The sequence below is a fragment of the Actinokineospora sp. genome (assembly GCF_052390155.1).
GTDB lineage: Bacteria > Actinomycetota > Actinomycetes > Mycobacteriales > Pseudonocardiaceae > Actinokineospora.
In genome coordinates, this window is the sequence record NZ_JBQTHF010000002.1 from 165,089 (window position 1) to 186,046 (window position 20,958).

The 20,958-nt window shown below is 70.5% G+C and carries 24 protein-coding genes; 17 read left to right on the forward strand and 7 right to left on the reverse strand.

The window, feature by feature from the left end; translation table 11 throughout:
* The first annotated feature begins 95 nt into the window (after positions 1 to 95).
* From ispD to ACT4N7_RS00890, 6 genes are all read left to right on the forward strand, one after another.
* Positions 96 to 785 carry a 2-C-methyl-D-erythritol 4-phosphate cytidylyltransferase gene (ispD, locus tag ACT4N7_RS00865; RefSeq protein ID WP_444826581.1) on the forward strand — a complete coding sequence of 230 codons (690 nt, stop codon included), beginning with the start codon at positions 96 to 98 and terminating at the stop codon, positions 783 to 785.
* On the forward strand, positions 782 to 1,252 hold the full coding sequence (ispF, locus tag ACT4N7_RS00870; protein WP_444826582.1) for a 2-C-methyl-D-erythritol 2,4-cyclodiphosphate synthase: 471 nt from the start codon (positions 782 to 784) through the stop codon (positions 1,250 to 1,252). The genes ispD and ispF overlap by 4 nt, the downstream gene beginning before the upstream one ends.
* 57 nt (positions 1,253 to 1,309) lie before the next feature.
* Positions 1,310 to 2,002 (forward strand): HAD family hydrolase, encoded by a 693-nt coding sequence (locus tag ACT4N7_RS00875; protein WP_444826583.1) that lies wholly within the window; start codon positions 1,310 to 1,312, stop codon positions 2,000 to 2,002.
* Positions 2,003 to 2,074: 72 nt separating this feature from the next.
* Complete coding sequence (gene cysS, locus ACT4N7_RS00880; protein ID WP_444826584.1) at positions 2,075 to 3,469, forward strand: cysteine--tRNA ligase; 1,395 nt, start codon at positions 2,075 to 2,077, stop codon at positions 3,467 to 3,469.
* 1 nt (position 3,470) lies between these two features.
* Entirely contained in the window at positions 3,471 to 4,427 is a 957-nt protein-coding gene (gene rlmB / locus ACT4N7_RS00885) for a 23S rRNA (guanosine(2251)-2'-O)-methyltransferase RlmB (protein ID WP_444826585.1), read from the forward strand.
* An 87-nt stretch (positions 4,428 to 4,514) separates the two neighbouring features.
* Positions 4,515 to 5,948, forward strand: coding sequence for an MBOAT family O-acyltransferase (locus ACT4N7_RS00890; protein ID WP_444826586.1), 1,434 nt, complete (start codon positions 4,515 to 4,517; stop codon positions 5,946 to 5,948).
* Between the two features lie 109 nt (positions 5,949 to 6,057).
* Here the strand turns inward: ACT4N7_RS00890 and ACT4N7_RS00895 are convergent, their stop codons facing one another.
* Both ACT4N7_RS00895 and ACT4N7_RS00900 read right to left on the reverse strand, forming a co-directional pair.
* Positions 6,058 to 6,243, reverse strand: coding sequence for a DUF397 domain-containing protein (locus tag ACT4N7_RS00895; RefSeq protein WP_444826587.1), 186 nt, complete (start codon positions 6,241 to 6,243; stop codon positions 6,058 to 6,060).
* 15 nt (positions 6,244 to 6,258) lie between these two features.
* On the reverse strand, positions 6,259 to 7,104 hold the full coding sequence (locus ACT4N7_RS00900; protein ID WP_444826588.1) for a helix-turn-helix domain-containing protein: 846 nt from the start codon (positions 7,102 to 7,104) through the stop codon (positions 6,259 to 6,261).
* 142 nt (positions 7,105 to 7,246) lie between these two features.
* Between ACT4N7_RS00900 and ACT4N7_RS00905 the strand changes: the two genes are divergently transcribed.
* The 3 genes from ACT4N7_RS00905 (at position 7,247) to ACT4N7_RS00915 (ending at position 10,092) form a co-directional block, all read left to right on the forward strand.
* A complete protein-coding gene (locus ACT4N7_RS00905; RefSeq protein WP_444826589.1) occupies positions 7,247 to 7,456 on the forward strand; it encodes a hypothetical protein in 210 nt (69 codons plus the stop codon).
* Between the two features lie 134 nt (positions 7,457 to 7,590).
* The gene (locus ACT4N7_RS00910; protein ID WP_444826590.1) at positions 7,591 to 8,820 is read left to right on the forward strand and encodes a DUF445 domain-containing protein; all 1,230 of its coding nucleotides are present in this window, start codon (positions 7,591 to 7,593) and stop codon (positions 8,818 to 8,820) included.
* Positions 8,821 to 8,856: 36 nt separating this feature from the next.
* Positions 8,857 to 10,092 carry a DUF445 domain-containing protein gene (locus tag ACT4N7_RS00915; protein ID WP_444826591.1) on the forward strand — a complete coding sequence of 412 codons (1,236 nt, stop codon included), beginning with the start codon at positions 8,857 to 8,859 and terminating at the stop codon, positions 10,090 to 10,092.
* Positions 10,093 to 10,190: 98 nt separating this feature from the next.
* Here ACT4N7_RS00915 and ACT4N7_RS00920 read toward each other — a convergent pair whose 3' ends face one another.
* The 3 genes from ACT4N7_RS00920 to ACT4N7_RS00930 are packed head-to-tail and all read right to left on the reverse strand — an operon-like array spanning position 10,191 to position 12,815.
* A complete protein-coding gene (locus ACT4N7_RS00920; RefSeq protein WP_444826592.1) occupies positions 10,191 to 11,030 on the reverse strand; it encodes a metal ABC transporter permease in 840 nt (279 codons plus the stop codon).
* 1 nt (position 11,031) lies between these two features.
* On the reverse strand, positions 11,032 to 11,892 hold the full coding sequence (locus ACT4N7_RS00925; protein WP_444826593.1) for a metal ABC transporter ATP-binding protein: 861 nt from the start codon (positions 11,890 to 11,892) through the stop codon (positions 11,032 to 11,034).
* Positions 11,889 to 12,815, reverse strand: coding sequence for a metal ABC transporter solute-binding protein, Zn/Mn family (locus ACT4N7_RS00930; protein WP_444826594.1), 927 nt, complete (start codon positions 12,813 to 12,815; stop codon positions 11,889 to 11,891). Before ACT4N7_RS00930 ends, ACT4N7_RS00925 begins: the two co-directional genes overlap by 4 nt.
* 169 nt (positions 12,816 to 12,984) lie before the next feature.
* Between ACT4N7_RS00930 and ACT4N7_RS00935 the strand changes: the two genes are divergently transcribed.
* Positions 12,985 to 14,085 carry a LacI family DNA-binding transcriptional regulator gene (locus tag ACT4N7_RS00935; RefSeq protein ID WP_444826595.1) on the forward strand — a complete coding sequence of 367 codons (1,101 nt, stop codon included), beginning with the start codon at positions 12,985 to 12,987 and terminating at the stop codon, positions 14,083 to 14,085.
* Here ACT4N7_RS00935 and ACT4N7_RS00940 read toward each other — a convergent pair.
* On the reverse strand, positions 14,082 to 14,756 hold the full coding sequence (locus tag ACT4N7_RS00940; protein ID WP_444826596.1) for a hypothetical protein: 675 nt from the start codon (positions 14,754 to 14,756) through the stop codon (positions 14,082 to 14,084). The two genes, ACT4N7_RS00935 and ACT4N7_RS00940, sit on opposite strands and share 4 nt — an antisense overlap.
* A gap of 176 nt (positions 14,757 to 14,932) precedes the next feature.
* Here ACT4N7_RS00940 and ACT4N7_RS00945 point away from each other — a divergent pair, with 176 nt between their 5' ends.
* The 4 genes from ACT4N7_RS00945 to ACT4N7_RS00960 all read left to right on the forward strand — a co-directional run bounded on the left by ACT4N7_RS00945 (position 14,933) and on the right by ACT4N7_RS00960 (position 17,985).
* Positions 14,933 to 15,424, forward strand: a complete 492-nt coding sequence (locus ACT4N7_RS00945) for a beta-class carbonic anhydrase (RefSeq protein WP_444826597.1) — start codon at positions 14,933 to 14,935, stop codon at positions 15,422 to 15,424.
* Between the two features lie 16 nt (positions 15,425 to 15,440).
* Positions 15,441 to 16,316, forward strand: a complete 876-nt coding sequence (locus tag ACT4N7_RS00950; RefSeq protein ID WP_444826598.1) for an A/G-specific adenine glycosylase — start codon at positions 15,441 to 15,443, stop codon at positions 16,314 to 16,316.
* Between the two features lie 113 nt (positions 16,317 to 16,429).
* On the forward strand, positions 16,430 to 17,443 hold the full coding sequence (locus ACT4N7_RS00955) for a peptidoglycan recognition protein family protein (protein WP_444826599.1): 1,014 nt from the start codon (positions 16,430 to 16,432) through the stop codon (positions 17,441 to 17,443).
* Positions 17,444 to 17,472: 29 nt separating this feature from the next.
* Complete coding sequence (locus ACT4N7_RS00960) at positions 17,473 to 17,985, forward strand: 2'-5' RNA ligase family protein (protein ID WP_444826600.1); 513 nt, start codon at positions 17,473 to 17,475, stop codon at positions 17,983 to 17,985.
* 1 nt (position 17,986) lies between these two features.
* Here the strand turns inward: ACT4N7_RS00960 and ACT4N7_RS00965 are convergent, their stop codons facing one another.
* The gene (locus ACT4N7_RS00965) at positions 17,987 to 18,748 is read right to left on the reverse strand and encodes an alpha/beta fold hydrolase (RefSeq protein ID WP_444826601.1); all 762 of its coding nucleotides are present in this window, start codon (positions 18,746 to 18,748) and stop codon (positions 17,987 to 17,989) included.
* Positions 18,749 to 18,831: 83 nt separating this feature from the next.
* Between ACT4N7_RS00965 and ACT4N7_RS00970 the strand changes: the two genes are divergently transcribed.
* Genes ACT4N7_RS00970 through ACT4N7_RS00980 form a run of 3 tightly spaced genes read left to right on the forward strand, consistent with a single transcriptional unit; the run spans position 18,832 to position 20,914 of the window.
* Positions 18,832 to 20,301, forward strand: a complete 1,470-nt coding sequence (locus ACT4N7_RS00970) for a M1 family metallopeptidase (protein WP_444826602.1) — start codon at positions 18,832 to 18,834, stop codon at positions 20,299 to 20,301.
* Between the two features lie 9 nt (positions 20,302 to 20,310).
* Positions 20,311 to 20,625 (forward strand): antibiotic biosynthesis monooxygenase family protein, encoded by a 315-nt coding sequence (locus ACT4N7_RS00975; protein WP_444826603.1) that lies wholly within the window; start codon positions 20,311 to 20,313, stop codon positions 20,623 to 20,625.
* Between the two features lie 31 nt (positions 20,626 to 20,656).
* Positions 20,657 to 20,914, forward strand: coding sequence for a hypothetical protein (locus ACT4N7_RS00980; protein ID WP_444826604.1), 258 nt, complete (start codon positions 20,657 to 20,659; stop codon positions 20,912 to 20,914).
* Positions 20,915 to 20,958: the final 44 nt, after the last annotated feature.

The following is a 20,958-nucleotide window of genomic DNA, read 5'->3' on the forward strand; positions in this document are numbered from 1 at the left end:
ACGTCCCGACCGGGCCGAACCCGGAACGCTGGCCCGATTGAGACTTGCATGACACCCCCGCCGGACCTCGGTCCCGAGCCGGTCACGAACCGACTGTGAGCACAGTCGCGCTCGTGCCTGCCGCGGGCCGGGGAGAGCGTCTCGGCTTTGGCACGCCCAAAGCCCTGATTCCCGTGCGCGGGGAGGCTTTACTCACGCATGCCGTGCGTGGCCTGCTCGACGCGGGCTGCGTGCGGCATGTCGTGGTTGCGGCCCCGCCCGCCGACCTCGCGGCCACGGTGGCGCTGCTGGCCGACGCAGGCCTGCCCGCCAAGGTGGTGCCCGGCGGGCGCGACCGCACCGAGTCCGTCCGGCTCGCGCTGCGGCACGCACTCAGCGTGATTCCCGACACCCGGGTGGTGCTCGTGCACGACGCGGCCCGCGCGTTCACCCCGGCGGCGGTGATCCGCGCGGTGGTGGCCGCCGTGCGGGCTGGCGCGCCCGCGGTGATCCCGGTGCTGCCTATGGCCGACACGGTGAAACAGGTCGACGCCGAGGGCGTCGTGCACGCCACGCTCGACCGGGCGTCGCTGTGCGTCGCGCAGACCCCGCAGGGCTTCGACGCGGCCACGCTGGCCAGGGCGTATGCCGCCGCGGGCGACTCGGCGACCGACGACGCGGGCCTGGTCGAGAAGCTGGGTGTGCCGGTGGCTACGGTGCCCGGCCATCCCTATGCGATGAAAATCACAACCCCGTTCGACCTCGCGATCGCCGAGGCCGTCCTGTCTGTCCGGGAGAACTCTTGAGAGTCGGCATCGGTACCGACGTGCACCCGATCGAGGCAGGCCGCGAGTGCTGGATCGCGGGCCTGAACTGGCCGGGGGTCGACGGCTGCGCGGGCCACTCAGACGGCGACGTGGCCGCGCACGCCCTCTGCGACGCCCTGTTGAGCGCGGCCGGACTGGGCGACCTCGGCGCGGTGTTCGGCACCAGCGACCCGAAGTGGTCCGGCGCCCGCGGCACGGTGCTGCTGGCCGAGGTGCGCAGGCTCATCGAGACAGCGGGGCTGCGCGTGGGCAACGCGGCCGTGCAGGTGATCGGCAACGCGCCCAAGGTCGGCCCGCGGCGCGCGGAGGCGCAGGCGGCGCTGTCGGCGGCGGTCGGCGGGCCGGTGTCGGTGTCCGGCACCACCACCGACGGGCTCGGGCTCACCGGCCGGGGCGAGGGCATCGCCGCCGTGGCCACCGCATTGCTGCTATCCGTTGATCAGTGACGCACGTCACAGTGGGCAATTCGTGGCTCGCACGGGGTGACCTCTACCGTGGACGGCGTGTCGATCCGTGGTGTCCTGCTGGACTACTCCGGCACCCTGTTCCACCTGGAACCGGGTGCCGCGTGGGTGCACGGGCTCGCGGGCCACGACGGCGCGCCGCTGAACGAGGCCCTGCAGGCCGAGCTGCTGGCGGGTCTGACCTCGCCCGTCGGCCCGTCCGCGCACCTGCCCGCCGACCTGACCGACGCGTGGGAGCGGCGCGACCTCGACCCCGAGGTGCACCGAATGGTCTACCTCGCCGCGCTGCGCGCCGCTGGGCTGGACCTCGGCCCCGGTGTGCCCGAGCAGCTCTACGACCGCATCCTCGACCCGGCGGCCTGGCGGCCCTACCCCGACGCGGGCGAGGTTCTGCGGCTGCTCAAGGCCGCGGGCATCCCGGTCGCCGTGGTCAGCAACATCCCGTGGGACATCCGGGATGTGTTCGAGCGCAACGGTTTCGGCGAACTGGTGGCCGAGTTCGTGCTCTCCTACGCCGAGGGCATGGTCAAGCCCGACCCGAAGATATTCCGGCTGGCCTGCGAGCGGATCGGCGTCGCGCCGGAGCGGGTGTTGATGATCGGCGACAGCGCGCACGCCGACGGCGGCGCGACCGAGGTCGGCTGTCGATTCGAGCGGGTGGAGCCGCAGGCGACCGCGAATCGCCCCGACGCACTGCTCGGCGCGGTGCGCGCCCACGGGCTCGCGGGCTAGCCACGGGAAGCGGCGGTCAACGCTGCCCGTACCATTTCCCTATCAATTGCATGCTCCCACCAGGAGATTGACGTGTCCCTGCACATCTTCGACAGCGCCACCCGCAGTTCGCGCGAGTTCGTCGCGCGCACCCAGGAGGCGACTTCGATCTACGTGTGCGGCGCGACGGTGCAGGGTGTGCCGCACATCGGGCACGTGCGCAGCGGGCTGAACTTCGACGTCCTGCGCCGCTGGCTGACCCACCGCGGCCACGACGTCCGGCTGGTCCGCAACGTCACCGACATCGACGACAAGATCATCGCCAAGGCCGCCGAGGCGGGCAGGCCGTGGTGGGAGTGGGCGGCAACGCACGAGCGCGCGTTCGAGGCGGCGTACGACGACCTCGGCTGCCTGCCCCCGTCGGTGGCGCCGCGGGCCACCGGGCACGTCACCCAGATGGTCGAGCTGATGCACCGGCTCATCGACGCCGGACACGCCTACGCCGCGGGCGGCGACGTGTACTTCTCGGTCACCTCCTACCCGGCGTACGGCGAACTGTCGGGGCAGAAGCCCGACGAGGTCCAGCAGGGCGAGGGCTGGTGCGGCGAGGACAAGCGCGACCCGCGCGACTTCACGCTGTGGAAGGCGGCCAAGCCCGGTGAGCCGTCCTGGCCCACCCCGTGGGGCGAGGGGCGTCCGGGCTGGCACCTGGAGTGCTCGGCGATGGCCGCGATGTACCTCGGGCCCGAGTTCGACATCCACGGCGGCGGCATCGACCTGGTGTTCCCGCACCACGAGAACGAGCAGGCCCAGTCCCGCGCGGTGGGCGACGGTTTCGCCAGGTACTGGATGCACAACGCCTGGGTCACCCTCAGCGGCGAGAAGATGTCGAAGTCGCTGGGCAATGTGGTGTCGATCCCGGAGATGCTCAACCGGGTCCGCGCCCAGGAGTTGCGCTACTACCTGGTCGGGCCGCACTACCGGTCGACCATCGAGTACTCGGAGGCGGCGCTCGCCGAGTCGGTGCGCGCCTACCAGCGCGTCGAGTCGTTCGTGCACAAGGTCGCGCAGCGCACGGGCGCGGTGCCCACGGGCGACCCGACACCGGAGTTCGCCGCCGCGATGGACGACGACCTGGCGACACCGTCCGCGCTCGCCGCCGTACACAACGCGGTGCGCGCGGGCAACACCGCCCTCGACTCGGGCGACGACGCTGCCGCCCGCGCGGCCGCCTCGGCCGTGCGCGCCATGACCGGCGTGCTCGGCCTGGACCCGTTGTCGCCCAAGTGGTCCAGTACCTCCACTATGGACAGTGGACTGCATCATGCGTTGGACGCGCTGGTCGAAGACCTGCTCCAAGAACGCAAGCGGGCCCGAGCGGAGCGCGACTTCGCCCTGGCCGACGCGATTCGAGACCGCCTGCTGACCGCGGGCGTCACCGTCGAGGACACCCCCGACGGTCCCTTGTGGACATTGAAGGACAGTTGACGTGGCAGGGAATTCCAGGCGCCAGGGCGCGATGCGCAAGCCGGGCTCCAAGAAGGGTGCCGTAGTCGGCTCCGGCGGACAACGACGCAAAGCGTTGGAGGGCAAGGGACCGACGCCCAAGGCCGAGGACCGCCCCGGCCACAAGGCCCACCGCCAATCCAACGCGACGGCCAAGCGGGCGCGCACCGCGAGCAAGGACCGCCAGGCCAACGAGTTGGTCGCGGGCCGCAACCCGGTGGTCGAATGCCTGCGCGCCCAGGTCCCGGCGACCGCGTTGTATGTCGCCATCGGCATCGAGCCCGACGACCGCGTCGCCGAGGCCGTGCGGTTGGCGGCCGACCGGGGCATCTCCGTCCTGGAGGTCTCGCGCCCCGAACTCGACCGCCTGACCGGCGCCGCGATGCACCAGGGCCTGTCCCTGCAGGTCCCACCGTTCGACTACGCCCACCCCGACGACCTGCTGGACGCCGTCGGCGCCACCGGCGAACCGCCCCTGCTGGTCGCCCTCGACGGCGTCACCGACCCCCGCAACCTCGGCGCTGTCATCCGCTCGGCCGCCGCCTTCGGCGCCAACGGCGTCCTGCTGCCCCAGCGCCGCAGTGCCAGCATGACCGCCATCGCGTGGCGCACGAGCGCGGGCACGGCCGCGAAACTGCCCATCGCCATCGCCACCAACCTGACCCGCCAGTTGCGCGCGTTCGCCGCCGAGGGCCTGATGATCGTCGGCCTGGACGCCGACGGCACGGTGGGGTTGGACAACCTGGAGTTGGCGACATCGCCGCTGGTGGTCGTGGTCGGCTCCGAAGGCCGGGGCCTGTCCCGCCTGGTCCGCGAGGCGTGCGACGCCACGGTGTCGATTCCCATGTCCGCGGGCGTCGAATCACTCAACGCCTCGGTCGCCGCAGGCGTGGTGCTGGCCGAAGTAGCCCGCCGCCGCCGCGCCGCCGGAAGGATCTGACCCCACCACCGCTCGGTAGCGTCGTTCGGCCTCATTCGGAGGTGCGAAGGCCCTAAGCTGACCGCCGGTCGGGGAAGGGGAGCACGGATGTCGTTCGCCAGTCCGTTGTTCCTCTGGTTCTTCACCCCCATCGTCCTGCTGGCCGTCCTCGCGGCCCCCCGCCACTGGCGCAACGGCATCATCGCCGCCGCCAGCCTGCTGTTCTACGCCGCGGGCGCGGGCCCCAGCACCCTGCTGCTCCTCACCTGCATGGTCGTCAACTTCCTCGCAGGCCCCTACCTGGAACCCGACGAATGGGACATCAATCGGCAGCGCAGGCGCCGGGTGCTGATCGGCGTGGTCGGGTTCGACGTGGCCGTGCTGGTGATCTGGAAGTACGCCGGATTCGCCACCGAACAGCTCGCCGGGTTCGCCCGGCTGCTCGGCGGCGATTTCCCCGTGGTCGACCTGCTGCTGCCGATCGGCATCTCGTTCTACACGTTCCACCACATCTCGTACGTCGTCGACATCTATCGCGGCGAACGGCCCGCGCTGCGCAAGCCGGTGTCGTTCGTGACCTATATCGCGATGTTCCCGCAGCTCGTGGCCGGTCCGATCGTGCGCTACCGGGAGATCGCCGACCAGCTTCCGCAGGAACGCACCCACCGCCTCGACGACGTCGCCTCGGGGTTCCCCCGGTTCGCGCTGGGCCTGTGCAAAAAGGTCATCATCGCCGATTCGCTGAACCCGCTGGTCAAGGAGTGCTTCAACACCCCCGCCGACCAGATGACCTTCGCCGTGGCCTGGCTCGGCGCCATCGCGTACACCCTGCAGCTCTACTTCGACTTCTCCGGCTACTCCGACATGGCCATCGGCCTCGGCCGGATGCTCGGCTTCCGGCTGCCGGAGAATTTCGCGCGCCCGTACTCGTCGGTGACGGTGACCGAGTTCTGGCGCCGCTGGCACATGTCCCTGTCCCGCTGGTTCCGCGACTACGTCTACATCCCTCTCGGCGGCAACCGCGACGGCGCCGCCCGCACCTACCGCAACCTGTGCGTCGTGTTCATCCTGACCGGCCTCTGGCACGGCGCGGACTGGACCTTCCTGGTCTGGGGCATGTTCCACGGCGCCCTGCTGATCATCGAACGCGGCTTCGGCCTCGACGTCACCCCGACCGACCCCCTGCGCCGCTACGGCCGCCGAGCGCTGACGGTCATCCTGGTGGTGTTCGGCTGGGTGTTCTTCCGCGCGGGTGACCTCGGGCAGGCGCTGGTGATGATCGGCCATATGCTGCTGCCCGACTTCAACGGCCTGACCGACCAGGTGGCCGCGGCGTTCGGCAACCAGGTCACGGTCGTCCTGGTGGTGGCCATGGCCATCCTGTTCATGCCCGTGGGCCCGGTGACCGGCCCCATGCTGGAGTCGTCCCGCAGCCGCACGGCGTCGGTGCTACGGGTCGCGGTGATGGGACCGGGCCTGCTCTGGGCCGCCATCCTGGTGGCCACCGGCACCTTCAGCCCGTTCCTCTACTACCAGTTCTGACCGGCGTCGACCGCCAACTCCAAAATTTGGAGCAACTTGGCGCAACTTGGAGTTCGGCTTGGAGTTCACCTGGCGGAATCAATCCGAACGTGCACGCAGAGCAGGTGTCTCAGGCGTCGAGGGTGCCTGTCTTGACGGCGCGGACGAGGCGGTTTACGCGCACCGTCAAGGTTGGTCCGGCGAGGTTCTTGGAGTCCCGGATGGCTGCCAAGGTGTGGGCGATCTCGACACAGCCGTTGCCGGTGTCCGAGAACGACGACTTGCGCCACCCGTCGCGGCGCTCATGGGTGGACATGGCTTCCTCCATGATTCAGGCGGTGAGGCGCGAGTGGATCAGGTCCACCGAGTCTGCCGACGGCAACGCGACCTCACGGAGCCGGTTGACGGTTCGAGTGTACCCGTCCACCTGATCTTGATCCTGCACGTAGAACGCACCGTTCAACAGCTCGACATAGGCGATGCTCTGCGCTTGGCGGAAGTCCAGCACCGTGAACGGGCCGACCAGTGCGTCATGGGGACCGATCGCGGTCGGCAGCACGCGCAGCTCGACGTTCTCGCGCTCGGCGAGGTCGAGCAGGTGGCGGAACTGGGCGCGCATGACGTCCGGCCCACCGATCGGCCGGTTGAGCACGGCTTCCTCAAGCATCACCATGAGCTTGAGCGGTTGATCTGCGGCAGACAGGCGACGTTGGCGTTCCATGCGCAGGCTGACGGTGCGCTCGTTGTGGTCGGGCCGGACCCGGATATTGCCCGCTGTCACACCAAGCGCGTACGCCTCGGTCTGAAGCAAGGCGGGCAATGCCAGCGGCGCATAGATCGACGACTGCTCGGCCAGACCTTCCAGCCCGACGAAGGTCTTCAACCAGTCGGGCACCACATCGGTCCACGGCGCCCACCAAGTCTGTTGCCCGGCGCTGCCCGCCAGGGACGCGAGGCGGTCGATGTCGGCTTGGTCGGCGCGGTAGAAGCGCATCAGGTCGCGGACCTCGCCCGGCTGCTGCTGGTTCCGGCCGCTCTCCATGTGGCCGATCTTGCCGAGCGAACACCCGATGGCCTTGGCCGCGTCGCCGATCTTCTTGCCCGCGCGGTCGCGGAACCTGGTCAATTCCACCCCCACCAGCCAACGCACCGCTGAAGGGTCGTCGCGGTCTGACACCTGTCCTACCTCCTGTGACTGTCGCCGGCGCCAAGTCTGCACCCAGTGACCGACCAGCCCGCAACCGAGTCACCCAATCGACGGATGGAACTCTAGACATATGTACGTAGAATCATCGGTACAGTGGCACGGATGGTTGGCGATGACCAGTGAAGACGGTCATGACAGGAGGCGGACGATGAGTGCTCAGTCGAAACCGGCGGGCCGTGGCGATCACGGGCCGGTATCCGGTGACTACGTGTACAAGCTGTTGCGGGACTGGCCACGAGACCAACTGCCGCGAGAGCAACAGGTGGTCTACGTCGCGGAGGTCATCCGCGCCTTCGACGGGGCCGTCGAAGCCGAAACCTGATCTACGACACGGAGTCGGCTCGGTGGTTGGCGAACCACTTCCGCAAGCGGGCGGACCGATTGCGCGAGTCGACGTCCCGGTGAACCCGGCCGTCACCCGATCGGTGGCGGCGGGGTCGCGTGGGATGCTCAGGTGTGGACTGGCGGGCGATCATGGACGACTTCGCGGCGCACTGGCCGGTGTATTTGTCGATGCCGTTCATCGCGGCGGTGATCGGGTACGTCACCAAGCGGGCGGCGATCGAGATGATGTTCCGGCCGGTGGAGTTCGTCGGGGTCGGGCTCGTCGGGTGGCAGGGGGTGATCCCCCGCAACGCGCACCGGATGGCGAGTGTGGCCATGGAGTTGATGACCACGAATCTGATCGAGCCGAAGGCGATCTTCGCCCGACTCGACCCGAAGAACGTCGCCGAGGAGCTGCGGGAGCCGATCGAGCGGGCCGTGGACGAGATCACCCGCGAACTGCTCGCGCACTACCAGCCGAATCTCTGGGAGTTGATGCCCGAGCAGGCGCAGCGGCGCATCCTGGTCCGCGTGCGGGCCGAGGCCCCGCGGATCGTCGAGCGGCTGATGCGGGAGCTGGCCGAGAACATCGAGGACATCCTCGACGTCAAGGACATGGCGGTGCGCAACCTGGTGCGCGACAAGGCCATGCTCAACCGGCTCATCCGGGACACCGCGCGGCCGGAGATGCGGTTCATCGCCCAGTCCGGCATCTACTTCGGCTTCACGATCGGCCTGGTCCAGCTCGTCACGTGGGCGTTGACGAAAAACCCGTGGGTGATGCCGATCTTCGGCGGGCTCACCGGCTGGCTGACCGACTGGCTCGCGCTGAAAATGATCTTCTTCCCCCGGCGGCCGAAACGATTCCTCGGGCTGGTCACCTGGCAGGGGATGTTCCAGAAGCGCCGGATGGAGGTCGCGCGCGACTACGGCGACCTGATCGCCAAGGAGATCCTCACCGTCAAGAACGTCATGGACGCCGTGCTGACCGGGCCGAAGTCGGACCGGTTGTACGCGATGATCCAGCGCGAGGTGCAGCGCGCCATCGACGCCCAGGCGAGCCTGGCGAAGCCGTTCGTGGTGGCCGCGGTCGGGACGCGTCGGTACCAGGAGATGAAACAGGCCGCCGCGCGCAAGGCGATCGAGCGCATCCCGGAGACCATCCGGCATGTCGAGGGCTACGCGACCGGCGCGCTCGACATCCGCAACACGATCGTGCGGCAGATCCAGCAGCTCACCCCGCTGCAGTACGAGGGCCTGCTGCGGCCCGCGTTCAAACAGGACGAGTGGAAGCTCATCGCCGTGGGCGCGATCATCGGCTTCCTGGTGGGCGAGCTACAGGTCCTGCTGGTCCTGCACTGAGCTAACCTACTAGCCAGTCAAGTCGAGGAGGGCTGGTTGGACGTCGACCGCATCCTCGACGACGTCGCGCTGAACTGGCCGATCTACGTCTCCATGCCGTTCATCGCCGCCGTCATCGGGTACGTGACCAAGCGCGTCGCCGTCGAGATGATGTTTCGGCCGCTGCGCTTCGTCGGCCTCGCGGAGCCCTACCTCGGCTGGCAGGGCGTGGTTCCGCGGAATTCGGCGCGGATGGTCCGGGTGTCCGCGGAGCTGATCACCAGCAGGCTGATCGACCCGAAGGAGATCACCGACCGGCTCGACCCGGACGAGGTGGCGCGCCGAATCCAGGGCCCGCTGCTGCTGACGATCGACGAGATCGCGCGCGAGGTCATGGCGCGCTATCACCCGCAGCTCTGGGAAATGCTGCCGGTGCTCGCCCAGGACATGATCGTCAAACAGGTGCAGGCGGGCTCGCCCGCGATGGTCCGCAAGATCATGCACGAGATCAGCACGAACATCGGCGACGTGCTCGACGTGCAGCAGGTCGCGGTCACCGCGCTGGAGCGCGACAAGGAACTGCTGGTCCGGCTGATCCGCGACATCTCCCGCCCGGAGATGGCGTTCATCGCCCGCTGCGGCATCTACTTCGGCTTCGCGCTCGGCCTCGTGCAGACCGTCGTGTGGGCGCTGACCCGCGAGCCGCTGGTGCTGCCGATCTTCGGCGCCGCCATCGGCTGGTTCACCGACTGGCTGGCCATCAAGCTGGTGTTCTTCCCGCGCGAGCAGACCAAGATCCTCGGCCTGATCCCGTTCCAGGGCGTCTTCCAGCGCCGCCGCGCCGAGGTCGCCCGGCAGTACGGCGACATCGTGGCGCGCGAGGTGATGACCGTGCCCAACATCATCGACGGCATCCTGCGCGGCCCCAAGTCCGACCGGCTGCTGACCACGATCCAGCGGATCGTGCGGCAGACGGTCGACGAACAGGCGAGCATCGCCAAGCCGTTCGTCGCCGTCGCCGTGGGCACGCGCCGGTTCCAGGAGATGAAGGCCGCCGCGGCCGACCGGGCGATGGTCTACCTCAGCGACACCGCCCGGCACGCGGAACCCTATGCGCACCAAGCGTTGGACATCGGCAACACCATCGCCACCAAGATGAACCAGCTCAGCCGCGTGGAGTACGAGGGCCTGCTGCGACCCGCCTTCCGCCAGGACGAGTGGAAGCTGATCGCCGTCGGCGCGGTGATCGGCGCCCTGGTCGGCCACCTCCAGGCACTCCTGCTGTTGTCCTGAGTGGACAGTCAGTTGCGGACCGGACGCACGGCGCGGTCGGTCGGCAGGACGACCTGACCGGTGACGAAGTGGCTCGTCACGTCGATCCTGGGCGCGTCCTAGACGGGCACGGTCCGGCGCACTCGGCTGATCCCCCAGCACACCACGTAGATCAGGAACGAGATCGCGGTGACGAACGCGCTCACCGGCGCGCCGGGCGCGAGCGACAGCACGATCCCACCCACCGCCGAGACCAGCGCGAACACCACCGCCAGCAGCGTGGCCCGCACCGGACTGGCCGTCACCCGGCACGCGGCGGCGGCGGGGGTGACCATCAGCGCCAGCACCAGCAGCGACCCGACGGTCCGCACACCCAGCGCCGTCGCCACGCCGACCAGCACCGCGAAGACCAGCGCCAACGCCGTCGTCGGCACCCCGCGCGCGCGGGCGACCTCGGGGTCGACGCTGGCGAACAACAGCGGCCGGTAGATCACCGCGAGCACACCCAGCACCCCGACCGCGCACCCGACGAGCAGCGCGAGGCTGGCGAAGTCCTGACCGACGATCTGCCCGGTGAGCAGGCCGAACTTGTTCGACGCGCGGCCCTTGTAGAGCCACAGCATCAGCACGCCCAGGCCGAGCCCGAACGCCAGCACGACGCCGATCACCGAGTCGTACTCGGAGCTGCGTCGCGAGAGCAGACCCAACACGAGAGCCGCCACGATCGCGCCCGCGAGCGCGCCGTTGCCGATGTCCCAGCCGAGCAGCAGCGCCGCGGCGCCGCCGGTGAACGCCAGCTCGCTGGTGCCGTGCACGGAGAACGCCATGTTCCGGCTGACGATCAGCGGCCCCAGCACGCCCGCCAGCAGCCCGAGCACGGCCGCCGCGAGCAGCGCCGCCCAGACGAAGTCGAGCCGCAGGAGCTGCGCGGTCAGCTCGAAGTCGAAGAGCTTGTCCACCTCAGTGCTCCCCGTGGTGCGGGTTGTCCTCGCAGATGGAGCTGTGCGCGCCGACGACGTGGATCTGGCCGCCGACCCGGACGACCTGCACGTCGGTGCGGTAGAGGTCCGAGAGCGTGCGCGAGGTCATGACCTCGGTGGGCGTGCCGACCCGGAACCGCCCGTCGACCAGATACAGGACCCGGTCGACCAGCGGCAGTACCGGGTTGATCTCGTGGGTGACGAACAGCACCGCCGTGCCCGCTGCGTGCCTGCGGGAGTCGATCAACGCGCTGACGGCGCTCTGGTGAGCCAGGTCGAGCGACAGCAGTGGCTCGTCGCACAGCAGCACCCGCGGGTCGCTGATCAGCGCCTGCGCGACCCGCAGCCGCTGCTGCTCGCCGCCGGAGAGCAGGCCGACCGGGCGGTCGGCGAACCCGGACGCGCCGACCGCCGCCAGCGCCTCGTCGACCTGGCGCCTGCGTTCGCGGATGCCGGTGAAACCGATGCCCCAGCGGTGTCCGTCGAGGCCGAGGCCGACCAGGTCGCGCCCGCGCAGGGCCAGTGTCGGCTCGAGCGCGCGCTGCTGCGGGATGTAGCCCAGGCCGCGGTTGCCCCGGCCGGGAGTCGCGCCCGCCACCCGGACCGTGCCCGCCGACAGCTTCTGCAATCCCAGCAGGACGCGCAGCAGGCTGGTCTTGCCGGAGCCGTTCGGGCCGAGCACGGCGACGAACTCCCCCGCGCGGACGTCGAGGTCGAGGCCGTCCCAGAGCACCCGGTCGCCGTACGCGAGCCTGGCACCGGACAGCGCGACGACACTGTCCGCTGTGGACAGCGCGGCTGGCCGCGCGCTGTGGTCGATCAAGGTGGGACGTTCGGTCATGTCGTCGCCAGGGCTCCCGCGAGTGCGTCGACCTGCTTGGTCATCCAGTCAAGGTAGTCGGTGACACCCGCAGGCAGGGTCTCGGTCACACCGACGATGGGCACGCCCGCCGCGGTCGCCTTGTCCTTGAGCGCCTTGGTCACGGACGTCTCGGTCTGTTCGTTGTAGACGACCGCCGCGACCTGCTTGCCGGTGACCAGCGCGTCGGTCTCCGCGACGGCCTCCGCCGACGGGTCGGTCTCTTCCTCGATGGCCTCGGCGAACTCGGACGGGGTGATATCCGTCAGACCTGCGGTCACCAGCAGGTACTCCGCGACTGGCTCGGTGGCGATCACCTTCGCGTCCGGCTTGGCCGCGCCGATTGCGGCGGCCTTGTTGGCCAGTTCGTCGAGCTTGCCGCCGAAGCTGGTGGCGTTGGCGCGGAAGGTGTCCTTGCGGTCGGGGGCGACCGCGGACAGTTCGTCGGCGACCTTGTCGGCGACCTTGCGCACGGTCTCCAGGTCGTACCAGACATGCTCGTTGACGCCCACGGCACCGGAGTTGCCCTTGCCCGCCAGGTCGAAGGCGACGATCTTCTTGGCGTCCTTGCCCGCGGTGTCGGCGAGGCCGGTGAAGAACTCGTCGTAGCCGCCGCCGTTGGACAGCGTGAGCTTCGCGCCCGCGAAGGCGGTCGCGTCGGCGGGCTTGGCCTCGTAGCCGTGCGGGTCGGCACCCGGGTCGCTCAGGATCGCGGTCACCGTCACGGCGTCGCGGCCGACCGCCCGCGCCACGCTCGCCCACACGTTGGTGGAGGCGATGACCACGATCTTGCCGTCGGCCGCGGCGGGTGTGCTCGGCGCCCCGGCACACGCCGCGGTGCCGCCGAGCGCGAGGGCGGCGAGTCCGGCCATGGCGAGGACGGAACGGGTGGGACGCGAGCTCATGGGCACTCCTGGCGGGCCGGTATCGCCCCTCGGGCGACAATGGAAACCGTTGTCGCTTTCAACTCTACGACACCCGGTCCGGGCGTGTTAACCCGACCGGGTGACACGGCTCGTGCGAGTGAACGTGGCCGGCCTTCTGCAATTGGTTCTGAACCGTTACGGTCAGCCCATGGCGCGGTCTATGCATGTGCGACGACCGGCGACGCTCGCGTCGCTGGCTGCGGAACTCGGGGTCTCCCGGACCACGGTTTCCAACGCCTACAACCGTCCCGACCAGCTCTCCCCGGAGCTGCGGCGACGGGTGCTGGAGACCGCCCGGCGGCTCGGCTACCCCGGCCCCGACCCGGTGGCGCGATCGCTGCGCACCCGCAAGGCGGGCGCGGTCGGCCTGCTGCTCACCGAGAACCTGTCCTACGCCTTCCGCGACCCGGCCGCGCTGGGCTTCCTGGAGGGCCTGGCGCTGGCCTGCGAGGTCGCGGGCCAGGGCCTGCACCTGGTGCCGGTGAACCCGGAGCGCGAGGACGTCGCCGCGGTGCACCGCGCGGGCGTCGACGGGTTCGTCGTGTACTCCGTGCCCGACGACGACCCGCACCTGGCCGCGGTGCTGTCGCGGCCCGTGCCGACCGTGGTCGCCGACCAGCCGTCCGTGCCGGGCATCGACCGTGTCGGCATCGATGACCGCGCCGCGATGGTGGTGCTGGCCCAGCGGCTGATCTCGCTCGGCCACCGCAGGGTCGGGGTGGTCTGCATGCGCCTCGCCCGCGACCGCAACGACGGCTTCGCTCCCGTCGAACGCCAGCGTGGCGCGCACTTTCACGTGCAGCGCGGCAGGCTCGCCGGCCTGGCCGACGCGTTCGGCACCGTCGGCGTCGACTGGGCGCGCGTACCGGTTGTCGAGCGGTTCGACCACAGCACCGCCAACGGCGCGTCGGCCACCGCCCAACTCCTCGACGCCGACCCGGGCGTCACCGCGGTCATCTGCACCTCCGACATCCTCGCGCTCGGCGCGCTCACCGAGGCCAAGCGGCGCGGCCTGCGGGTGCCGCAGGACCTGACCGTCACCGGGTTCGACGGCATCACCGACGCCGACCGGGTGGGCCTCACCACGGTCCGGCAGCCGGTGCTGGAGAAGGGCCGGGCGGCGGGCAAGCTGCTGCTCAGCGCAGCCGACCCGACCCGGCCGCGGGAGATCACCCTGGACACCGACCTGGTGCTGGGCTCGACCTCCGCGCCGCCGCGCAGCACCGAGGAACGCTGGTTCGGCCCCTAAGGCGTGAAGGCGAGCGGGATCGGCGCGCCGACCAGGGTGCCCAGCTTCGGCGTGAGCAGGTAGGCGCCCGGCGCGACCGCGGTGCGCTTGACCGGGCAGCCGGGCGCGGAGGTGCGGCCTGCCCAGGTCACCTCGAACACCTGCCGCTCGCCGGGTTGCAGGATCTGGCTCCGCTGCCCCTTCGGCGCGTAGCAGTCGTTGCTCGACCAGACCCGGGTGGCGCCGTCCGGGCTGGTCACGAGCAGTTCGCGCAGCTCGTGGCCGATGTCGCGGGTGCAAGGCACGGGTCCGGCGTTGGTGACCACGAGCCGCAGCACCGGCCGCCTGCCGACCCGGTAGGCGGGTGCGTCGGACTCGGCGGCGACGCCGACCACCGCGTCCGGGCAGGGCAGGTTCGGGTCGGGCGGGGGTGTGGTCGTCGGCGGCGGCGGCGCCGGGGCGGCGGACGTGGCGGCGGCGCTGGACGAGGCCGCGGGCGCCGACGTGGTCGCGGGCGGGGAGCTGGTGCCGACCTGGGCGGACGTCCCGCGGACCGGTTGGCCATCGTCGGTGCCGACGAGGGCACCGATGATCCAGACGAGGACGACGACGCCGAGCACCGACCCCGCGACGGCGATCGCGCGCCTGCGCAGGTAGACGCCTCGGGACAGAGGACCGGATGGATCGATCACCCGAAAACGGTAACGGCGCGAATCCGGCGAGCGGCGCAACTGACGTCGCTCGATCGGGGGGTGTCGTCAGCGGTCCGTGCCACGATGAGTGAGCTTGCTCAAAGACACTTGTCCGACGGGTGGGATAGGCGTTCCAATTGCTGGTCACAGGGCCAGAGACAGCCAGGAGGTGGGCCGTGACGGCAATCGATGACCTGCTCCAACGCCACATCGACGGACCCGACCACGGGGCACCCGAGATCCCGACCCCGGTCCCCTCGCTGCACCTGACGGTGGTGACCTGCATGGATGCCCGGATCAAGGTGTTCGACGTGTTCGGCCTCAAGCACGGCGAGGCGCACATCCTGCGCAACGCGGGCGGCATCGTCACCGACGACGTCATCCGCTCGCTGTCGATCAGCCAGCGCCAGCTCAAGACGCGCGAGGTGATCGTGATGCAGCACACCCTGTGCGGCCTGTCGATGATCACCGACGACGCCTTCCGCGACGCCCTTGAGCAGGACACCGGGCTGCGGCCGCCGTGGGCGGTGGAGGCGTTCCGCGAGGTCAAGGACAGCGTGCGGCAGTCGGTGGAGCGGGTGCGGCGCAGCCCGTTCGTGCCGTTCATCGGCAACGTCCGCGGCTTCGTCTACGACGTGCAGACCGCGGCGCTCACCGAGGTGCATTAACTAGACTCTCCGGGCAATGAGCCTGGATGTGCTGGACGTCGTCGACTGGTTCGACGCGAACGCCCGCGACCTCGCCTGGCGCGCGCCGGGCACCACCGGTTGGGGCGTGCTCGTCAGCGAGATCATGCTCCAGCAGACCCCGGTCGCCCGGGTCGAGCCGATCTGGCTGGACTGGCTGGCGCGCTGGCCGGTGCCGTCCGCGCTGGCCGCGGTGAGCCAGGGCGAGGTCGTGCGGGCGTGGGGCAAGCTCGGCTACCCGCGCCGGGCGCTGCGGTTGCACGCGGCGGCAGGCGTGCTCGCTGCCGAGCACGGCGACGTCGTTCCGTCCGATGTGGACACTCTGCTGGCGCTGCCCGGCATCGGCGCCTACACCGCCCGCGCGGTGGCCGCCTTCGGTTACGGCAAGCGCTGTCCCGTGGTCGACACGAACGTCCGGCGCGTGGTCGCCCGCGCGGTGCACGGCGCGGGCGACGCGGGTCCGCCGTCGACCACGCGTGACCTGGCCGATGTGGACAAACTCCTGCCCGCCGACGACGCCACCGCCGCACGCGCGTCGGCCGCGCTGATGGAGTTGGGCGCCGTCGTGTGCACGGCCAGGTCGCCGCGGTGCGCGGTGTGCCCGGTCGTGGCGTCGTGCGCGTGGCAGCGGGCCGGGCGTCCGGCCTACGACGGCCCGGTGAAGGCGGTGCAGCGGTTCGCGGGCACCGACCGGCAGGTGCGCGGGCTGCTGCTCGACGTTCTGCGCGACACCAGCGAGCCCGCGTCGAGAGCGCGGCTGGACGTGGTGTGGCACGACGCGGGCCAGCGCGATCGGTGCCTGGACTCGCTGCTGGTGGACGGTCTGGTCGAGCAGACCACCGCGGGTCTCTTCGCCCTGCCTGGCGAGCATTGACGAGTTAGGCCGATAGTTCGACAACTATTGCCAGATCGGTGACCGGATCACTACGGTCGGCAATGCCACGCACCGATCTGGGGCTCCTGCCCCCGTTGTCGAGGGAGATCGAGATGGCCTTGACCCGTCGCGCCCTGATCCAGACCGGCGTCACCGTCGGCCTGGCGAGCGCCGCCCTGCCCGCCCTGAGCACCACCGCCCAAGCCGCCGCCCCGCCGATCATCGCGGGCACCGCCGAATGGGGCGCGCGGCCGCCGAACGCACCCGTCGAGGTGCTCAGCCGCAAGCCCACCTACATCGTCGTGCACCACACTGCGGGCCCGAACAGCAACGACCTGTCCCGGGCGCACGCGTTCGCGATCTCGCGGTCCATCCAGAACTTCCACATGGACGGCCGAGGCTGGATCGACAGCGGCCAACAGCTCACCAACAGCCGCGGCGGCCACATCACCGAGGGCCGCCACCGCAGCGTCGAGGTGCTGCGCGGCCGCACCAAACACGTGCTGGGCGCCAACGTGGGCAACCACAACAGCGAGGTCATCGGCATCGAGAACGAGGGCCTCTACACCAGCGTCAACGTCACCACGCAGCTCTGGAACTCGCTGGTGGACCTGGTCGCCTACATCGCCCGGCAGTACGGGATCGCGCCCGCCCAGATCCGCGGCCACCGCGACTTCAACAGCACCGAGTGCCCCGGCGGCGTGCTCTACGGCCGCCTCCCCGAACTCCGCGCGGCCGTCGCGACCAGGCTGAACCAGCCGCTCGTCGAACCCGAGACCTGGCCACTGCTGAGCCCCGGCGACGCGGGCCCGCGAGTCCTGGCCGCGCAGTACCTGCTGCGCGACCGCGGCATCCGCGACGTGCCGACCGACGGCGTCTTCGGCGCCTCGACGTTCGCCGCCATGCGCCGGTTCGGCGCGACCGCGGGCGTGCGCTACGACCCCTGCTACGCCAGCCGCGTCGCCGACGAGAGCGGCCTGATCGGCGCCGGGGCCTGGCCCGCGCTGATCCGCACGGTCGACGCCGCCGACGGCAGCGACGCCGCCCGAGCCGCCCGAGCGCTGCTCAAGGGCCGCACCGGCGGTGTGGTGCAGGCCCGCGATTGGCGGACTCTGCTCAGTTCCTGAGGCGCGCCGGAGCCGGCAGGCTCTTGCCCATGGCCCACGCAATCATGATCACGTTCGACGAGCAGGCCGAGACGGCGATCCGTGGGCTGTGGGCGCGCCTCGACCGGGCGGGCCTGCCGGGCACCCGGAAGTTCCCGCCGCACCTCACCTTCGCGATGGCGTCCGACATCCCCCGCAGGACCCGGGCGGCGCTGCGGGCCGACCTCGCCAGGCTGACCATGCCCGGCATCTGGCTCGCGGGCCTGTCGACCTTCGCCACCAGCGAGAACGTCCTCATGCTCGCCGCGGTCACCGACAGCGAACTGCTCGCCGTGCACTCCGCGGTGCACGACGTGCTCGCGGGCAAGGTCCGCAACCCGAACGCCTACTACCTGCCGGGCTCGTGGATTCCGCACTGCACGCTCGTCCACGGCGTCACCGACGCCGAACTGGTGGCGGGCTTCGGCGTGGTCTTCCCGGTCGAACCGATCCGCGCGCGGGCCCGGCGCGTGGTCGTGCTCGACACGGTGACCGAGGAGATCGAGGTGCTGGTCGAGCTGTGAGTCAGCGCCCCAGGACCGCCGACAGGAACGCCTCCACCGCGCCCCGGTAGACCGCGGGCACGGAGTCGTGCACCAGGTGGCCGCTGCCCGCGACCACCAGGTGGTGGCCGCCGCCGGGCGCCCGCACCGGAACCTGCGCCTGCTGGCCCGGCGGCATCACCGTGTGCTCCGCCTCGATCGCCAGCACCGGACACCGCACGCGCTCGACCAGCGGCCAGTAGTCCCGCGTGCCCCATTCACCCGCGATCTCGAACAGGTCGTCGATCTCGGCGATCAGGTGGTAGCCGTCGGCCCGCTCCTCGACGCACTCGGCGAAGTACGGGCCCGCCCGGCCGAAGAACTCGCGCACGTGCGCGAGCGAGGGGAACGGCACCGGCCACGCCTCGAACAGCTCGCGCCAGCCGTCGACCGTGCGGCCGTGCAGGTCGACGCCGACGTCCTCGACCACGAGCCCGCGCACCAGTTCAGGGTGCTCGGCGGCCAGCCCGATCGCGTGCAGCCCGCCCATGGAGTGTCCGATCACGACCGCGGGCGAACCCAGCCCGGCGACCAGTTCCGCCGCGTCGGCGACGAAGTCCGGTGTGCGCCACTGACCGCCGCGGTGCGGGCTGCGGCCGTGGCTGCGCGCGTCGAGGCCGACGACACGGCCGTAGGTGGTCAGCCAGCGAGCGACCGACCACCAGGTGCTCGCCCGGCCCATCAGCGCGTGCAGGAGCAGGATCGTCGGCCCCTCGCCGCCGAACTCGACCACGTCGCGCCGCATACGGGCGAGTTTGCCCGACACAACTCCCACAACACAGGACGGAGGTCATGATGGGGTCTCCCGACCAGCTTGGAGTTGCCTCGATGTCCCGGGTCGCCCCCGTCCGCGTCGCCTGCGTGCTGCTCACCGCAGTGGCGTTCAGCGCGTGCACGAACTCCGCCGAGCAGTCGACTCAGCCGACCCCCCGACCGACGCAGGCCCCCGAACCGGGACCGGGCGCGTCCGGCGGCGTCGGCGCCGACGGCCTCGGCGACCCGTACTACCCCGACGACGGCAACGGCGGCTACGACGTCACCGCGTACGCCGTGACCATCAGCTACGACCCGCCGACCAAGCGGCTGGAGGGCGACACGCTGGTCACCGCGACCGCCACGGCCGCGCTGAGCAGGTTCAACCTCGACCTCACCGGCTACGACGTGGCGTCGGTCGAGGTCGACGGCAAACCCGCGACGCTGGCCCGCGAAGGCGAGCACGAGCTGGTCATCACCCCGGCGGCACCGCTGGCCGAGGGCGCGAAGTTCGAGACCCGGGTGCGCTACGCGGGCGTGCCGGAGGTGAGCGAGGACACCGCCCTCGGCGCGGGCGGCTGGCAGTACACCCGCTCCGGCGGCGCCTTCGCCGCGGGCGAGCCGCACTCGGCGAGTAGCTGGTTCCCGGTGAACGACCACCCGCGCGACAAGGCGACCTTCCGGCTGTCCGCGCGGGTCCCGGACGGCTGGAGCGTGATCTCCAACGGCCGCGAGGAGCCCCCGGTGTCGGCGGGCGGCTGGACCACCTACACCTGGGTCGAGCCGAACCGCATCGCCACCTACCTGACCACCGTCGGCATCGACAAGTGGATCTTCGAGCGATCCCGGCTCGCCGACGGCACGCCCGTGGTCAACGCCTACGCGCCGGGCGCGGAGGACAAGAAGGGCGTGCAGGCGCGGATGCCGGAGATCCTCGCCTTCCTCAGCGGCAAGTACGGCCCGTACCCGCAGAGCGCGGCGGGCGGCATCTACCTCAACGAGAACATCGGGTTCTCCCTGGAGATCCAGGGCAGACCGATCTACGCCAAGTGGGCCGACCTGGACGTCGTCGTGCACGAACTGGCCCACCAGTGGTTCGGCAACACCGTGTCGGTGAAGAACTGGGCCGACATCTGCCTCAACGAGTGCTTCGCCTCCTACGCGCAGTGGCAGTGGGCCGAGGCCGTACAGGGCGAAGACCTCGACAACCGCTACCGCACCCAGGTCGCCCGCAACGCCCAGCGGGACCGGTTCTGGAACCGCAAGCTCTACGACATGGGCGCGGGCAACGAGTTCACGGCGGTGTACGACAAGGGCCAGCTCGCGCTGCACGCCCTGCGCAGGCAGATCGGCGACCCCGCGTTCGACAAGCTGCTCAAGGACTGGATCGCCGCCCACCAGGACGGCAACGCGTCCTGGCTGGAGTTCGAGGAGCTGGCCGCCACCGTCGCAGGCCAGGACCTGCGCCCGTTCTTCGACGCCTGGTTCCACCAGGCCGCCAAGCCCGCGGACGAGTTCCTCTACCCGGGCTCGCTGCGCAAGTAGGCTGACGGCATGGCAGTCGTGAAGATCAACGCGATCGAGGTTCCCGACGGTTCGGGGCCGGAGCTGGAGCAGCGCTTCGCCGCGCGGCTGGGCGCAGTCGAGGGCGAGCCCGGGTTCCTCGGGTTCGAACTGCTGCGGCCCGTCGCGGGCGAGACCCGCTACTTCGTCTACACCCGCTGGGAGAGCGAAGAGCACTTCCAGGCATGGATGACCGGCTCGGCAAAGGAAGCACACGCCGGACCACGAGCCAAGCCGGTCGGCACCGGGTCGAGCGTGCTGGAGTTCGAGGTCGTGCAGAGCGCCGGTCCCCGCGCGGCCGAATGAGCCCCGCCCTCGACCGCGCGGCCGAAGAACGATGAGCGTTCACGATCTGCGCGGCGCCGTCGAAGAGGTGAAGCGGCTCATTGGTGAAGCGATTGGCGGCATGGACACTGTGGCACTGCAACTTGAGGAGGCGGTAGCCGTATTGGCGATCGCGCTCGACTCATCGACTCGGACCGAAGCCAATGCCGCGCGAGCAACACTTCAGCAGGCAGCCGCATCTGTAAGTAACGCGCACGAAGCGGCAGGCGCAGCCGTGCGAGCTGCCACACAGTTCTCGGCAAGCCAATAGAATACGATGGTTTCAGTCGATGATCTAGTCGCAAGCCTGCGCGC

Coding starts and splice junctions, on each gene's coding strand:
- ACT4N7_RS00890 (WP_444826586.1), top strand. CDS start 4,515: ATGTCGTTCGCCAGTCCGTTGTTCCTCTGGTTCTTCACCCCCATCGTC.
- ACT4N7_RS00895 (WP_444826587.1), bottom strand. CDS start 6,243: ATGTCCACCCATGAGCGCCGCGACGGGTGGCGCAAGTCGTCGTTCTCG.
- ACT4N7_RS00905 (WP_444826589.1), top strand. CDS start 7,247: ATGACCAGTGAAGACGGTCATGACAGGAGGCGGACGATGAGTGCTCAG.
- ACT4N7_RS00925 (WP_444826593.1), bottom strand. CDS start 11,892: ATGACCGAACGTCCCACCTTGATCGACCACAGCGCGCGGCCAGCCGCG.
- ACT4N7_RS00930 (WP_444826594.1), bottom strand. CDS start 12,815: ATGAGCTCGCGTCCCACCCGTTCCGTCCTCGCCATGGCCGGACTCGCC.
- ACT4N7_RS00935 (WP_444826595.1), top strand. CDS start 12,985: ATGGCGCGGTCTATGCATGTGCGACGACCGGCGACGCTCGCGTCGCTG.
- ACT4N7_RS00950 (WP_444826598.1), top strand. CDS start 15,441: ATGAGCCTGGATGTGCTGGACGTCGTCGACTGGTTCGACGCGAACGCC.
- ACT4N7_RS00955 (WP_444826599.1), top strand. CDS start 16,430: ATGGCCTTGACCCGTCGCGCCCTGATCCAGACCGGCGTCACCGTCGGC.
- ACT4N7_RS00960 (WP_444826600.1), top strand. CDS start 17,473: ATGGCCCACGCAATCATGATCACGTTCGACGAGCAGGCCGAGACGGCG.
- ACT4N7_RS00965 (WP_444826601.1), bottom strand. CDS start 18,748: ATGCGGCGCGACGTGGTCGAGTTCGGCGGCGAGGGGCCGACGATCCTG.
- ACT4N7_RS00970 (WP_444826602.1), top strand. CDS start 18,832: ATGTCCCGGGTCGCCCCCGTCCGCGTCGCCTGCGTGCTGCTCACCGCA.
- ACT4N7_RS00975 (WP_444826603.1), top strand. CDS start 20,311: ATGGCAGTCGTGAAGATCAACGCGATCGAGGTTCCCGACGGTTCGGGG.
- ACT4N7_RS00980 (WP_444826604.1), top strand. CDS start 20,657: ATGAGCGTTCACGATCTGCGCGGCGCCGTCGAAGAGGTGAAGCGGCTC.